The organism is Kitasatospora sp. RG8, assembly GCF_017813315.1.
Lineage (GTDB): Bacteria > Actinomycetota > Actinomycetes > Streptomycetales > Streptomycetaceae > Kitasatospora.
Map to the genome: position 1 here is coordinate 87,236 of NZ_JAGIYX010000010.1, position 14,663 is coordinate 101,898.

Below are 14,663 nucleotides of genomic sequence, written 5' to 3' on the forward strand. Positions count from 1 at the left end.
GGTTCCGGCCGGGGCCGGCGGGTACGCTGCGGGACCTATGAACGAGCAGCTGCCCCCGGTCCTGGTCACCCGCCGCCTCGCGCCGGGGGTGATCGAGCGGCTCACCGCCCACCACGCGGCCACCCTGCACGACTCGGACCTGCCGATGCCGCGCGCCGAGCTGCTGGCCGCCGTCCGCGGCCGGTCGGCGGTGGTCACCACGCTGGACGACGCGGTCGACGGCGCGTTCCTGGACGCGGCCGGCCCGGGCCTGCGGATCGTCGCCAACCACGCGGTCGGCCACCACAACGTCGACCTCGCCGCCTGCGCCGAACGCGGAGTCCTGGTCAGCAACACCCCCGGCGTGCTCACCGCCGCCACCGCCGACATGGCCTGGGCGCTGCTGCTGGCCGCCACCCGCAGGCTGGGCGAGGGGGAGCGCCTGCTGCGCTCCGGGGAGCCGTGGGCCTGGGCCCCGAACTTCATGCTCGGCCTGGAGCTTGCCGGCACCCCGCTGGGCGTTCTCGGCATGGGCCGGATCGGTCAGGCCGTGGCCCGCCGCGCCCGGGCCTTCGACATGCCGGTGAGCTACCACAACCGCTCCGAACTGCCGCCCGGGAAGGCCGAGGGCGCGCAGTGGCTGCCGCTGGAGGAACTGCTCGCCACCTCCACCGTGCTGGTGGTCACCTGCCCGCTCGGCGCCGCCACCCGGCACCTGCTGGACGCCCGTCGGCTGGCCCTGCTCCCGGCCGGGGCGGTCGTGGTCTCGATGACCGCCGGGGTGGTGGACGAGGACGCGCTCGCCGCCGCGCTGGAGTCGGGCGCGCTGTTCGCCGCGGCGGTGGACAACTTCGAGCGGGAACCGGCGGTGCCGTCGGCCCTGCTCGCCCAGGAGCGCGCGGTGCTGGCCCCGCACCTGGGCAGTGCCACCGTGCGGACCAGGCAGGCGATGGGCGGGCTCGCGGTGGAGAACGTGCTGGCGGTGCTGGCCGGCGGGGAGCCGGTCACCCCGGTCGGGGTCTGAGGGCCGGGCCCGGGCTCAGGGCCTGCGCCCGGGGGCCGCGGTGTGGCCGGCCGCCCAGGCCAGCGCGGTGGTCATCACCCGGAACGCCCCGAAGTGCGCGGCGCCGGGCTCCAGGAAGAGCTCGGCGCCGGGGATGTGGTCGGCCAGCCAGCGGGAGTGCTCGACCGGCGAGAACTGGTCGTCGGCGCCGTGCCAGAGCCACGCGGGGACCGTGATGTCCTGCACCTTGAAGCCCCAGTCGGCGGTGAAGGCCAGCACGTCGTCGATCCAGCCGTCGGCGCCGTGCCGGAACGCCTCGCGGTAGTTGCTCTGCAGCATCCGCCGCAGCCCGGTGTCGGCGACCACCTCCCGGTCGTTGGGCGTCAGCTCCGGCCGCAGGCCCTTGAGCAGCCGGACCGGGTCGGCCTTGATCTGCTCGGAGCGGAACCGCATCGCCGCGGCGATCCGGTCGTGCCCGCGTTCGGCCTCCCGGTACGCGCGGATGTTGGACGGGGTCATTCCGCCGTACCAGTCCAGCCCGGCCGCGTTCCGGGGCGCCAGGCCCACCAGCACGGCGACCCGGCTGACCCGGTCGGGCAGCAGCGCCGCGCAGGCCAGCGCGTGCGGGCCGCCGCCCGAGCGGCCCAGCACCGCGAACCGGTCGATCCCGAGCTCGTCCGCGATGGTCCGCACGTCGGCGGCCGCCGCGCTCACCCGGCGGCCGGGCAGCCGGGCGGAGTCGCCGTAGCCGGGCCGGTCGAAGGAGACCAGCCGGACGCCCAGGCGGTACAGCACGGTGCTGCGCGGGTGCGGGCCGACCCGGCTGCCGGGCATGCCGTGCAGCAGGAACACCGGCCGGCCGCGCGGGTCGCCCAGGGTCTCGACGGCGATGGCGCGGCCGTCCGGCGCCTTGACCATCCGTAATGACACGCGGGCCTCCTCGGTACGGGTGATGCTTCCGTGGTGCCGGTCTGTTCGGGGCCGGTCCTCCGGCCGTCCCGGTCCGGTGGTTCCGGGCCTCAGTGGTCCCGGTCGGTCGTGCCGCGGACCTCGCGGCGGGCCTGCCAGGTGGTGTGCTCGCGGGAGACCGCGTCCTCGGCGTCGCGGGCCAGCCGGGACCAGATCTCCTCGGCGTCGGAGGACGTCACGTCCAGCTGGGCCAGCTGGCTGCGGATCAGCTCCAGTTCGTCGGCGGCCAGGCCGTACGCGGCCGCCAGCGGCCGGTACTGGCGCAGCTGCGCCCAGGCGGCGACCGAGGCGGCCACCGCCGAGACGGTGCCGAGCGCGTCGTAGCCGAACTCGCCCATCGCGCGCAGCACCGCCAGGACCAGGCCGAGCAGCGGCAGCACCACGCCCAGCACGCCCGTCCAGAAGCCGGCCCGGGCGCAGTAGCGGGCCTTCGAGCGGTACCAGTCGTGCTGGACCTGGATGCGCTCGCGCAGGTACACCTCGCGGCGCACCGCCAGCGGCTGGTCGCGCAGGCCGCGCATCGCGTCGGTGATCCGCGCGCCGGAGTCCTCCGCCGCGGCGCCGACCGCGCGGCTGCCCCGGAAGGCGTTCAGCACCCGGCCGAGCTGGAAGCTGTACAGCCCCTCGGCGTCCGGCAGGCTGCGCGGCGGCGGCTGGTACGCGTCGGCCCGGACGCTGAACTTCCAGGCCAGCGTCTTGACCGACTCCGCGGCCGCCCGGCCCTCGTACCAGAGGCCCTGCGGGTTCTGCCGGCTGATCACCAGGGCGAGGGCGATCGCGCCGAGGTAGGCGGCGGCGGCCGGCCAGGCCCAGGGCGCGCCGTCGGCGGAGCCGAACGCGGCGGCGGCCACCAGCAGTACCAGCTCCCACGCGGAGAGCAGTACGGACCGCCGCTGCCCCTGCAGGGAGGCGGAGTCGGCGGACCAGAACAGCGCGGGCATCAGCTCCTGCTCGCGCACTCTTCCCATCGGACCCGCACCCGATGCCATCCTCGGCCCCCACCCGTCGCTCCGGTCGCACCCGCTCTCCTGCCCCGCCCGCCGCGCCGGTACGCCTGGCCCGGGCCGGCTCCGGCCGCATTGGCCGGGATGCCGCCGGAGGTTGTCCCATATCGCGGCCCTCCGGCGGCGGCCGCCGCGCGCGGCTCAGTACGTGTAGAAGACCCGGTCCGCGTTGTCGGCCATCTGCTTGGCGTTCCACTCGGTGCCGCCGGGCACGTTGCCGGAGCGGAACAGCGGCGGGGTGGCGCCGGTGCCGGCCGCCGCCGCGTCGGCGAGGCGGCCGACCGCCGAGGCGACCACGGCCTGCATCAGCGCGCTGGTCACGATGGTGGAGACCGGGCCGAACGAGGTCTCGGCGGCCGGGTGGGTCAGCTCGCCGTCCCCCACCGCGATCTTGTTGTCCAGGACGACGTCGCAGTGGTCCTTGAGGTAGCTGCCGGACGGGTGCGCCGAGGGTACCTGCTCCGGGTACGCCAGCGAGGTCACCCCGATCACCTTGAGTCCGCGCTCCCGGGCGTGGCGGGCGAGCTCGACCGGCATCACCTGGCGGCCGGAGAGGGAGATGACGAACAGCAGGTCCCCCGAGGTGGCCGGGGTGAGGTCCAGGGTGGTGGTGGCCAGGCCGGAGACCCGCTCCAGCGCGCTGGAGAGCGGGGCGGGCATCACCGTCACCCCGGACATCCCGGGGACGTCCAGCAGGTTGACCGGGACGAGCCCGCCGGCCCGGTAGACCACGTCCTGGGCGGCCAGTGAGGAGTGGCCGGAGCCGAAGGTGAAGATCCGGCGCCCCTCGGCGACCGCCTCGGCCAGCAGCGCGGCGGCCGCCTCGATGGTGTCGGCCTCCTCGGTGCGGACCCGCTGGAGGTGGGCGATCGCGGCGTCGAAGTACCGGCCGACCAGGTCGCTCATCTGTTGCCTTCGCTCTCTGCCGGTGGGGGAGCCGGCCGGGTGGGGCGGCCCGGGTGGTCCAGACCGCCGATGGAGAAAGCTACGGCCAGCACCGTGCTGCCTCACCGGTACCGCTGTCAACAGGAACGAAATGCGGTCCCCGAGGCCCCTGCGCGGGCTCGGCAGTCGGTGCGGTACGTCAGAATTGGCGGTGAGGACACCGAAGAAGGGAACCAGCGGCGATGTCTGGGCTGATCGACACCACTGAGATGTACCTTCGCACCATCCTGGAGCTGGAGGAGGAGGGCATCACACCGATGCGCGCCCGCATCGCCGAACGTCTGGAGCAGAGCGGCCCCACGGTCAGCCAGACGGTCGGCCGGATGGAGCGCGACGGACTGCTCCGGGTCGCGGGCGACCGTCACCTCGAACTCACCGAGGACGGCCGCCGGCTCGCGGTGCGGGTGATGCGCAAGCACCGCATCGCCGAGTGCCTGCTGGTCGACGTGATCGGTCTGGAGTGGGAGCAGGTCCACGAGGAGGCCTGCCGCTGGGAGCACGTGATGAGCGAGACGGTCGAGCGCAAGGTGCTCGCCATGCTCGGCCACCCCAGCCAGTCCCCGTACGGGAACCCGATCCCGGGCCTGGACGAGCTGGGCGACGCCAAGGCCGAGGGCGAGGGCTTCGACGCGGCGCTCGTCCCGCTGGACACGGTCCGCCCGGGCGAGGCGGGCGCGGACGTCGTGGTCCGCCGGATCGGCGAGCCGATCCAGACCGACGGCGAGCTGATGCGCACGCTGCGCCGGGCCGGGATCCGTCCGGGCTCGACGGTGCGGGTCACCGCCGGGGTCGGCGGGGTGCTGGTCGGCAGCGGGGAGACCGCGGCCGAGCTGGGCAAGGAGATCGCCGCGCACGTCTTCGTCGCGCAGGCCTGATCCCTGGGGCAGTCGAATGAGCAGGGCCCGGTGCATCCCCGTGCACCGGGCCCTGCTCGTCCTCCCCGTCCCTCCCTGTTCCTCCCTGCTTCCGTGGCACCGGCCTCCCCGAACCCGGCCGGTGCCACGGCCCCTCCGTTCCCTCCCGTCCCTCCCTGTCCCCTCCGTCCCCTCCGTTCCCTCCCGGTTCCCTCCCGACCGCCCCGCCCGGCTTCCCCGTCCGAGCGCCCCTTCCGGCGTCCCCGCACGGTGGAATTCCTCCCCTCGGCAGATCATGGCAATCCTTGAGCGTTGTCACTCGTACGAGGGGCTTTCGCCGTTGACCAGCGGGTACACCGAAGCCTTATCCGCACGTGCGTGTGACGGGCCTTGTCCCCGGTGGGAGACAAGGCCCGTCAGCCGCGCGCGGGGTGTCGCGCTGTGCACGCCCTCACCCGATAGGCGTAGGGCGGCCGTCCACGGGACGGTGAACCTCCGGGCCGGTGCCGGGGGACCGTCCGGCTCAGGGGGTCAGCGCACCGCCGCCGGCTGGGCCGGCTGGAGGCGGGCCGACGGCGCCTCGCGCCCGCAGGCGTAGGCCAGCGGGCTGACCAGCTCGGCGGCGTCCGGCAGCCAGCGGTTCAGTGCGGAGGGCGAGCGGGCCCACTGGGCGAAGCCGGTCGGGCCGACCCGGGACGGCGGGGCCACCGTCCAGTCGCCCTCGCCGCGGGCCACCAGGTCCAGCCGGCCGGGCGGCCAGCCGAGCTTGCGCAGCATCTCGGGCAGCTTGGCGGCCACCCCGGGCAGCACCAGGAAGTGCAGCCGCCGGCCGGAGCGGCCGGGTGCGGCCGGGACGGCGACCACCGGGCCGAGCTGGAGGTCCATCCGCTCCATCCGGGCCAGTGCCAGGCAGCCGGCCACCTCCGGCACGTCCAGCACGTCGAAGGAGCGGCCGGTGGGCAGCAGGATCGAGGCCTCCGGTCGCTCGGTCCACCAGCGCCGCACCGCGCCCGGGCCGGCGCTCGCCTTGCGCGCCCAGTCCGCGTCGATCGGGTGCGCACCCGGCATCGGGCAGCGGGCGTCGCCGCAGGAGCAGCGGGCCGGCCCGTCGCCGTCGATCAGCCAGGCGCCCGGCGCGACCTCCCAGTGCCGGCTCTCGGCGTAGCCGACGGCTTCGATGAGCAGCGGGGGCAGTCCGGCGGTGCCGCCCTGGTCGGGGGAGTCTGGGATGTCTTCCACGCGCTGCACAACTACCGTGCGTGAGGCTGGTTACGGCCGGGCGGGGGCGGGTCTTGCGCGCGGTGGCAATGTCACCCGAACCGGTGAGGCAACCGAGTTGGAGCGGACCGGGTGGACGGGGGTGGGCGCAGTGGGGGCGCACGGGAGCATTTCCCAGGGCGCGCGGGGGGTGGGGATCGTCACCGTGGGTATCCCGGTGGCGTTGCTGATCGCTAACCTGGTGTCAGATTCCTTGGACGGTCGGACAGTCGGCAACAGATCAGCAGAATCGTCGCCCACCGGCCGGGCCGGAGGGTGTGGGGAGGCGAAGCCCAATGGCCGCGAGACCACTTGTCGCACGACAGCCCAACGAGCGTCTGCAGCAGCTGATCCAGGAGGCCAGCTGCTCCAACGCCGGTCTGGCGCGGAGAGTCAACCTGTGCGGTGCGGAGCACGGCCTGGACCTGCGGTACGACAAGACGTCCGTCGCCCGCTGGCTCCGCGGCCAGCAGCCGCGCGGGCAGGCCCCGGCGGTGATCGCCGAGGCCCTCGGCCGCAAGCTGGGGCGGAGCGTGTCGGTCGAGGAGATCGGCATGGCGGACGGCAAGAACCTCAGCTCCGGGATCGGGCTGCAGTTCGCGCCGACGCTGAACGCCGCACTGGAGCAGGTGTGCGAGCTGTGGCGCAGCGACGTCGGCCGCCGGGACTTCCTGACCGGGGCCACGGTGGCGGCCTCCGCCCTCGTCGAGCCCAGCCGGGACTGGCTGATCACCCCACCCGACCCGGTGGTGGCCCGTACCGGCGGCCCGCGGGTCGGCCCGACGGACGTCGCGGCGATCCGGGCGACCACGGCGATGCTGGTCGACCTCGACCACCGCTTCGGCAGCGGGCACGTCCGCCCGGTGGTGGTCCACTACCTCAACAGCGTGGTCTCCGGCCTGCTGGGCGGCGCGTACCGGGAGGAGACCGGACGGCAACTCTTCGCGGCGGTAGCCCGGTTGACCGAGCTGGCCGGCTACATGGCGGTGGACACCGGGCAGCCGGGCCTGGCCCAGCGCTACTACATCCAGGCGCTGCGGCTCGCTCAGGCCGCCGACGACCGCGGCTACGGCGGGTACGTGCTGGCGGCCTCGATGAGCCACCTGGCGGCGACGCTGGGCAACCCGCGGGAGATCGCCCAGCTGGCCCGTGCCGCGCAGGAGGGCGCCCGCTCGGTGGCCACCCCGACGGCGATGGCGATGTTCTACGCGGCCGAGGCGCGCGGCCACGCCCTGCTCGGCGACGCCCGGTCGTGCGAGGCGGTGGCCGCCAAGGCGCTGGAGGCGATGGAGAGGCGCCGCCCGGAGGACGACCCGGACTGGATCGTCCACTTCGACGACGCCTACCTGGCGGACGAGCTGGCCCACTGCCACCGGGACCTGGAGCAGGCCGGCCAGGCCGAGCACTACGCGCGCCGGGCGCTCGACCTGCACCCCCCGACCAGGGTGCGGCGCCGGGCGGTCGACCTCGTCCTGCTGGCCACGGCCCAGCTCCAGCAGCGGGACCTGGAACGGGCCTGCGAGACCGGCGCCCAGGCGGTGCGGCTGCTGAGCGGGCTCCGGTCCAACCGGGGCGTGGAGTACCTGGACGAGTTCCGGCGGCGGCTGGAGCCGTTCCGGGAGCAGCGGGTGGTCCGCGAGTTCCAGGCCCGGGCGGAGGCGGAGGCAGCCTGACCTGGAGCGGGGGGGGCGCGTCGTCGGCGCGTACGTGAGGGGCCGGTGAGGGATGGACCGCCCACGTGGTCACCCGGTTCGGCGAACCGGTAGCGTGGGCGCGACGTCCAAGGAACTGTGATGCTCCCAAGAACCGACGAGATGTGGTCCGCCGTCAGCGCGCGGTCGTGCACAGGTGAGGAATCGCGTTGAGTCAGCGCCGCTCGTACCCGAACTCGGGTGACTTCAACCTGGACGACCTGTTCCGCCCGGAGCCCGGCCAGCCGCAGGGCCAGGGCGGTGCGCCCGGCCAGGCCGGGCCCGGCCAGCAGTACCTGCCGCCGGACGGTCAGCCGGAGTACCTCGGCGAGGGCGCGCACGCGCTGCCGACCCAGGCCATCCCGGCCCAGGGCGCCCCGTGGGGCGGCGCTCCGCACCCCGGGTACGGCGCTCCGCAGGCCGATCCGGCCCCGGCGACCCAGTACCTGCCGCCCTACCCCACCGCGGACCCGCAGGCGGCCGGCTACCCGGCCCGGCCCGGCTACCAGCAGCCCGCTCCGCCGCAGGCCTACCCGCAGGCGCAGCAGGGCTACCAGCCGGCCCCGCAGGAGTACCCGGCCCAGCCGGAGTACGCGGGGCCGGACTACCCGACCGGCCCGGTCCCCGCGCGGGGCGGCGACGGCGGGCGTTCGTCCGGCAAGCTGATCATCGGCGGCGTGGTGGCCGGTTGTGCGGCGGCCGGCATCCTGGTCGCCGTCCTGCTGAGCGGCGGCGACGACCAGTCCGCCGGCAAGGAGAAGCAGGCCAATCCGGTGACCACCGGCAGCGCCGCCGCGAGCGGTGGCCCGGCGACCGCGAGCGCGTCGGCGGCGACGGTCAACCCGGAGGTCAAGGCGCAGGCCCAGCCGCTCTCCGATCTGCTGGGCACGGCCAACGACAGCCGCCAGGCGGTGATCGGCGCGGTGGCCTCGGTGCAGAAGTGCGACAAGCTGCCCGAGTCCCAGCAGGCGCTGGCCGACGCCGCGGGCAAGCGCCGGGATCTGCAGACCAAGCTGGCGGCGCTGAAGACGGACAAGCTGCCGGGCGGGCCCCAGCTGGTCGAGCAGCTGAACGCCGCCTGGACGGCCTCGGCGACCGCCGACGACGAGTACGCGGCGTGGGCCACGGACATGCAGGCCGCCTGCGACGCCAAGAAGGCCGACAACCAGCACTACAAGAACGCGGTCCAGGCCAGCGGCACGGCCACCACCGCGAAGAAGCAGGCCTCCGGCCTCTGGAACACCATCGCGGGGCAGACCGGCCTGCCGACCCGCGGCGACGGGGACCTGTAGCACGGGGGCCGGCGGCCGTGACGGGACCCGCGCCCGCGGGACCTGTGCCGAGGGGCCGCACCGGCTGCCCGGTACGGCCCCTCGCGGTACGGCCCTCGGGGGTGAGCCCCGGGGCCCGGGGTCAGGCCGGCGGCCTGCTCCCGGTGAGCACCCAGCGCACGTCCACGAAGCCGGGCTGCTGCAGGGTCATCCGCCCGCCCTTGACCACCTGGTACGTCACCCAGGTGTTCACCAGCCGCGGCGACTCGGTGCTCGGCAGCATGTTGGTGGTGCCCCAGTTCAGCGGCGGGGTCAGGCCGACGTCCACCTGCTCGCCGCTGTCCAGCAGCCCGGTGACCGTCTTGGAACTGACCGGGCGGCCGGCCGCGTTCAGCCGGTCGGCCACCTGCCGGAACACCTCGTACGCGACCCAGGTGGTCTGCACCCCGGGGTCGGAGACGTCGATGCTGCGGCCGCCGGCGGCGTCGCTGCGGACCACCGCGCGCAGCGCGTCCCAGGTCTTGGCCGACTCGGGCGGGTACCAGCCGGTCACGTAGGCACCGGCCAGCGGGCCGCTGTCGCCGCCGGTCGAGTCGACCACCGACTGCTGGACGCTGCCGATGACCGAGGCGATCCTGGTGTTCCGCGGACTCAGCCGGCGGTAGGAGTCGAGCAGGTTGCCGGTCGGCTCGGCGCCCAGGGCGGACGTGAGGCAGTTGCCCGCCTCGTCCTTGCCGATCGCCTTGCGGGCCACCGGCGTGTAGTCCGAGGACTGCTCCGGCGCCTTGACGTCCAGCAGCTTGATCCCGGCCGGCTTGAGCGCGTTGGCGAGGTAGCCGAGCAGGTTGTCACCGGCCGGGGTGTCCGGGCGGACCAGCGAGACGGCCTTGCAGCCGGCCTCCACCAGCTGCCGGCCGCTGCCGCCGATCAGGGCCGGCATGCCGCCGGCCACCGGGTACGACAGCGGGCTGCTGAACTCGGGCTGGGAGAGCCCGTACCCGCCGATCAGGGGGATGCCGGCCCGCTCCAGGACCGGCATGAAACGGTCGCCGTACTGGCTGTACGAGCCGATCACCGCGACCGCCTGGGCGCTCACCGCCTGCTGGGCGCAGGCCGTGGCGCCGTCCGCGGTGTTGTGCTCGTTGCAGGTGAGGACGCGCAGCTTGCGTCCGTTCAGGCCGCCCTTGGCGTTGACGTCCCGGCCGATCGCATCGGCGAGGGCGGTCATGCCGGGCCGGTCGGCGGACCCGGTACCGGACGGTGCCCAGGTCATCACGGTCAGGTCGCCGGCACTGGTGGCGGCATCGGCCGGTCCGCCGCACGCGGAGGCCGAGAAGAGGGTTGGGAGCAGTGCCACGGCGGTGGCGGCTGCGGTGATCGGGCGGCGGTGGCGCCGTGTCGCGATCGGATTCTGACTCTGGAACGAGCCCTTTCGGCCGGTCATCGGTCTTCCCTCCCGGGGCGCTCTGCGGCGCACCGGCACCAGCCAAGCCCCGGCGCCACACGCCGAGAGGGCCGAAAAGGGAACGGTTGGCAAACGGCGGCCGAACTCCGGGCTTGGACGCGTGTAGAGCCGGAGTAGAGCACGAACCTTTGGGGAACGTACGATCGTCCACCATGTCCGCCAGCACAGATTCTTCGTATCGGTCTGCCCGAAACCCTTCTCGTCCGGGCCACCGCTCCAGCACGATGGGCGGCATGCCGCTCAACGACCTGCCCTGGTGGCGCTGGCGTGCCCGACTGCGCTCGGCGTTGCACATGCTGTCCGACCCCGGCTTCCAGCAGGAGACCTGGCTGGCCGGCCGCGAGGGCTTCGGTGACGTGACCGACGCCGTGTACCGGCTGGTGGAGGACACCTGGCTGGACCGGTGGTCGGCCGAGAAGTACGTCGGCACGATCTTCCGGGACTCGGCCGAGGCCGCGGTGGTGGACGTCGCGGTGCTCCGGGTGGTCCGCATCCTGCACCAGGTCGGCGCGGACGCCCCGGCCTCCGCCTATCTCGGCCACCACGGCTGGCCGGAGGCGGTCCGGGCGGCCCGCGAGGCCCACGTCAAGCTGGCCGTCAACGACGGCGAGGACCCGGACGCCCCGCCGCGCTCGTTGGACGTGCTGCGCATCCTGACCGCGTCCTGACCCGGGGCCGATCCGTGCCGACCCGGCCCTGACCTGCTCCGACGCCGCCCCGACCGGCTTCGGCCCGGTTCCGGGGCGGTGCTGCGCGGTGCCCGCCGGGGCCCCGCGCCCCGTGGCCGGACCGGGCCGTCCCGCAGTGCGGGCAGCGGGACGGCGGCTGTCCAGGATGTGACACGCTGGGGCACTCACCAGGAGCACGACCCCAGGACGGGAGACCCCCCACCGTGGAACAGCAGCCGGCCAGCGCCCAGTACGTCCTCACGCTGTCCTCGCCCGACAAGCAGGGCATCGTCCACGCGGTCTCCAGCTACCTCTTCATGACCGGGTGCAACATCATCGACAGCCAGCAGTTCGGCGACGGTGACAGCGGGCTGTTCTTCATGCGGGTGCACTTCTCCGCCGTCGAGCCGGTCACCGTGGACAAGCTGCGGGCCAGCTTCGCCGCGATCGGGGCCTCCTTCGGGATGGAGTGGCAGATCCACCCGTCCGAGGAGCGGATGCGGATCGTCCTGATGGTCAGCAAGTTCGGGCACTGCCTGAACGACCTGCTCTACCGCACCCGGATCGGCGCCCTGCCGGTGGAGATCGCCGCGGTGGTCTCCAACCACACCGACCTGCGCGGCCTGACCGAGAGCTACGGCATCCCGTTCCACCACATCCCGGTGACCCGGGACACCAAGGCCGAGGCCGAGCAGCAGCTGCTGGACCTGGTCGCCAAGGAGAAGGTCGAGCTGGTCGTACTGGCCCGCTACATGCAGGTGCTCTCGGACCAGCTCTGCACGGCGCTGTCCGGCAAGGTGATCAACATCCACCACTCCTTCCTGCCGAGCTTCAAGGGCGCCAAGCCGTACCACCAGGCGCACGCCCGCGGCGTGAAGCTGATCGGCGCCACCGCGCACTACGTCACCGCCGACCTCGACGAGGGCCCGATCATCGAGCAGGAGGTGGCCCGGGTGACCCACGACGTCACCCCGGACCAGCTGGTCGCGCTCGGCCGGGACGTCGAGTGCCAGGCGCTGGCCCGCGCGGTGAAGTGGCACAGCGAGCACCGGGTCCTGCTCAACGGCACCCGCACGGTGGTCTTCGCCTGATCCCCGGCTCCTGACCCCGGGCCCCGAGGCTCCCGGGTTCCGGCGCCGAGGGCCCGTGGCCCCGTGGTTCCGGGGTTCCTACGGCCGGGAGAGCAGCGGGACCGCGTGGAGCACCTCGTGGATCGCCGCCCGGTCGCCGTGGGCGCCCACCGGCAGCCGGTCCGGGTCGCGGTGCGCGGCCGCCAGCTGGCAGAACTCCAGCCCGTCCAGCACCAGCGCGGCCACCGGGTCCCCGCCGGGCGGGCCGCTCTCCGGGCCGTCCAGGGGGATCAGCCACTCACCGGCCGCCGGGCCGTCGATCACCAGCCGGACCCGCCGGCCCGTCCGGCCGTCCGGGCCCGGTGCGACCGCGGGCGCACCGGCGTGCTCGGGCCGCGCCGCGCGCAGCCCGGCCAGCACGGGCGGGAGCATCCGGACGGCCAGGTCGACCATCTGCCGGAGGTGCTGGGGCGCCGGCGGGTCGTACGGGTACGCCACCGCGCGGGCCACGTCCTCGCCGTGGACGAAGCACTCGAAGGCCCGGTCGACGAAGGCGTCGCGCAGCGGGACGGTCGCGAAGCCGTAGTCGACGGGCGTGTTGCCCTGCGGGGCCAACGCCGCGGTGCGGACCAGCTCGTGGCAGTGCCGGCGCCAGCGGGCGCGCACCGTCTGCGGCGGCAGGCCGGCCTGTTCGGCGGTCAGCCGGGCGGTGCGCTCGGCGATCGCGGCGAACGGCGGGCGGCCCTGCGGCGGAACCCGGGGCACGGTCGGTGCCGGGTCCTGCGGCGGCACCCGGCGGCCGGCCGCAGGCGTGCCCCCACCGGGGACGGGGTCGGGCAGCCCGAGGGCGAGGGCGAGGTAGCCGTCCACGGCGGCGAGGTGGCAGAGCACCTCGGCCGGGCGCAGGTACTCGGTGCCGCCGTGCCAGGGGAGTTCGGCCACCTCCTGCCACTCCTCCGGCCCGAGGTCGCGCAGCAGCGCGTCGAGCTTGGCCGTCTCGGCGGTGTAGGGCGCACCCCAGACGGGGACGGGCAGTTCGGCCGGGCGCCGGGCGAGACACCAGTCGAGCACCTGCTGGCGCAGCGAACCGGGTTGGTCGAGCGGTTCGTCGACGGCGAGCCAGCCGGCGGCCTCGCGCAGCCGGGCGGCCTCCTCGGCGCAGCCCGGGCAGGCCTTCAGGTGGAGTTCCAGTTCGGCGGCCTCGGGGTGCGGGCAGGCGCCCAGGGCCCAGGCGCCGAGCAGCGAGCGCAGGGCCTCGTGCTGGTCCTCGGTGGTCGTCACGTGCCCCCGTCCTCGTTCCGGTGCCGCGGTCCGTCGTGGTGCCTGTCGTGGTGTCGATTGCTGTGCCGATTGCTGTGCCGGTCGTCCTGACCGCGCCGCGTCTGTGGCTCGTCCTGCTCGTCCTGCTCGCCCGGGTGTTCTCCCGGGTGCCGTTCCCCGTGCGGCCGGCCGTCGCCGGCTCTGTCGTCGCCGCCCCGGCCCTCGCCGCTCCGGTCGTCACCGGTCCTGCCGCGGCTGTTCCGGGCCCGTCGCTGGCGGTCGCGCTCCTCGGCGAGTTCGGTGGCCAGCAGCTCCAGGCCGAGCCGCATCCGCTGCTTGGCGGCCTGTTCGCTGATGCCGAGCCGGCGGGCCGTCTCCTGGTAGGTGCGGCCGTCGTAGTACGACACCGTGATCGTCTCGCGCAGGCTGTGCGGCAGGGAGTCGACCGCGACCTGGATCCGGGCGGCGGTGGCCACCGTCCGGATCTCCTCCTCGACCGGTGAGTCCTCGCCGTAAGTGCCGCTGCCGGAAGAGCGGTTGACGGCCTCGCCGCCCTCGCCGCCCGGGCCGTCCCGGTAGCCGTCGCCGAAGGCCGGGACCTCGGCGGCGCGCCGGACCCGGAGCCGGTCCACCGCGCGGCGGTGGGTCAGTGAGCCGATCCAGGAGCGGAGCGAGCCCTGGGCGGGGTCGAAGGACTCGGGGTGCTCCCAGACGTGGGCGAATATCTCGCGGGTCAGTTGGGCGGCCGCGGCCTGGTCGGCCAGTATCCGCCCGGCCAGCCCGTGCACCATCGGCGCCAGCTGGTCGTAGAGTTCGCCGAGAGCGGTCTCCTCACCCCGGGCCAGCCGGAGTTGGAGCTGCTCGTCCCAGCGCGGGGCGCTGCCGGGGATGGCCATCGTCAACCACCCTCCTGCCGTGGGATCCGCCGCCTTACTCAACGGTATCTTGCGGTCTTCCGGGGACGGGTGGATTCCGGGGAGAACGGAGTCCGCAGTTTCGGATCGTCCTCCGGGGCCGGTGCCGCGGGCCTCGTTCCGGATCGTCACATCGGGGGATCTGCCGCCGATCCCGCTGTTCGAAGACCGGTGGACATATGTAGCAAGGGGCGTTCGCGAGTGGCGGGCCGGGCCGCGGGGGTGTCCGGCGGTAGGTTCGCCACTGCGTGTCCGGCCGGTCGGCCGCCGGTCGGACGCCGGTCGGACGAGCGCCGGTACGAGGCTCGCGTGA

At 74.5% G+C, this 14,663-nt stretch carries 13 protein-coding genes; 6 read left to right on the top strand and 7 right to left on the bottom strand.

What is annotated here, in order from left to right; all coding sequences use genetic code 11:
* Window positions 1–37 precede the first annotated feature (37 nt).
* Window positions 38–1,003 carry a D-glycerate dehydrogenase gene (locus J5Y04_RS17440; RefSeq protein ID WP_209412954.1) on the top strand — a complete coding sequence of 322 codons (966 nt, stop codon included), beginning with the start codon at window positions 38–40 and terminating at the stop codon, window positions 1,001–1,003.
* 15 nt (window positions 1,004–1,018) lie between these two features.
* On the opposite strand, the gene J5Y04_RS17445 is transcribed toward J5Y04_RS17440, so the two are convergent.
* The 3 genes from J5Y04_RS17445 to J5Y04_RS17455 form a co-directional block, all read right to left on the bottom strand.
* Window positions 1,019–1,900: an alpha/beta fold hydrolase gene (locus tag J5Y04_RS17445; RefSeq protein WP_209413071.1), complete on the bottom strand. Its 882-nt coding sequence runs from the start codon at window positions 1,898–1,900 to the stop codon at window positions 1,019–1,021.
* A gap of 101 nt (window positions 1,901–2,001) precedes the next feature.
* Window positions 2,002–2,910, bottom strand: a complete 909-nt coding sequence (locus J5Y04_RS17450; RefSeq protein ID WP_209412955.1) for a DUF4231 domain-containing protein — start codon at window positions 2,908–2,910, stop codon at window positions 2,002–2,004.
* A 186-nt stretch (window positions 2,911–3,096) separates the two neighbouring features.
* On the bottom strand, window positions 3,097–3,861 hold the full coding sequence (locus tag J5Y04_RS17455) for an SIS domain-containing protein (RefSeq protein WP_209412956.1): 765 nt from the start codon (window positions 3,859–3,861) through the stop codon (window positions 3,097–3,099).
* Window positions 3,862–4,082: 221 nt separating this feature from the next.
* Between J5Y04_RS17455 and J5Y04_RS17460 the strand changes: the two genes are divergently transcribed.
* Complete coding sequence (locus J5Y04_RS17460) at window positions 4,083–4,775, top strand: metal-dependent transcriptional regulator (RefSeq protein ID WP_209412957.1); 693 nt, start codon at window positions 4,083–4,085, stop codon at window positions 4,773–4,775.
* Between the two features lie 510 nt (window positions 4,776–5,285).
* Here the strand turns inward: J5Y04_RS17460 and J5Y04_RS17465 are convergent.
* On the bottom strand, window positions 5,286–5,984 hold the full coding sequence (locus J5Y04_RS17465; RefSeq protein WP_307853171.1) for a bifunctional DNA primase/polymerase: 699 nt from the start codon (window positions 5,982–5,984) through the stop codon (window positions 5,286–5,288).
* Between the two features lie 323 nt (window positions 5,985–6,307).
* Between J5Y04_RS17465 and J5Y04_RS17470 the strand changes: the two genes are divergently transcribed.
* Together J5Y04_RS17470 and J5Y04_RS17475 are read left to right on the top strand one after the other, a co-directional pair.
* On the top strand, window positions 6,308–7,684 hold the full coding sequence (locus J5Y04_RS17470; RefSeq protein WP_209412959.1) for a transcriptional regulator: 1,377 nt from the start codon (window positions 6,308–6,310) through the stop codon (window positions 7,682–7,684).
* A 188-nt stretch (window positions 7,685–7,872) separates the two neighbouring features.
* Entirely contained in the window at window positions 7,873–8,994 is a 1,122-nt protein-coding gene (locus J5Y04_RS17475; protein WP_209412960.1) for a hypothetical protein, read from the top strand.
* Window positions 8,995–9,115: 121 nt separating this feature from the next.
* On the opposite strand, the gene J5Y04_RS17480 is transcribed toward J5Y04_RS17475, so the two are convergent.
* Window positions 9,116–10,417, bottom strand: a complete 1,302-nt coding sequence (locus J5Y04_RS17480) for an ABC transporter substrate-binding protein (RefSeq protein ID WP_209412961.1) — start codon at window positions 10,415–10,417, stop codon at window positions 9,116–9,118.
* Between the two features lie 173 nt (window positions 10,418–10,590).
* Here J5Y04_RS17480 and J5Y04_RS17485 point away from each other — a divergent pair, with 173 nt between their 5' ends.
* On the top strand, window positions 10,591–11,106 hold the full coding sequence (locus tag J5Y04_RS17485) for a hypothetical protein (protein WP_209412962.1): 516 nt from the start codon (window positions 10,591–10,593) through the stop codon (window positions 11,104–11,106).
* Between the two features lie 224 nt (window positions 11,107–11,330).
* Window positions 11,331–12,197: a formyltetrahydrofolate deformylase gene (purU, locus tag J5Y04_RS17490; protein ID WP_209412963.1), complete on the top strand. Its 867-nt coding sequence runs from the start codon at window positions 11,331–11,333 to the stop codon at window positions 12,195–12,197.
* Between the two features lie 78 nt (window positions 12,198–12,275).
* On the opposite strand, the gene J5Y04_RS17495 is transcribed toward purU, so the two are convergent.
* Window positions 12,276–13,457: a zf-HC2 domain-containing protein gene (locus J5Y04_RS17495; protein WP_209412964.1), complete on the bottom strand. Its 1,182-nt coding sequence runs from the start codon at window positions 13,455–13,457 to the stop codon at window positions 12,276–12,278.
* Window positions 13,454–14,332: a sigma-70 family RNA polymerase sigma factor gene (locus tag J5Y04_RS17500; protein ID WP_209413072.1), complete on the bottom strand. Its 879-nt coding sequence runs from the start codon at window positions 14,330–14,332 to the stop codon at window positions 13,454–13,456. Before J5Y04_RS17500 ends, J5Y04_RS17495 begins: the two co-directional genes overlap by 4 nt.
* Window positions 14,333–14,663 lie beyond the last annotated feature (331 nt).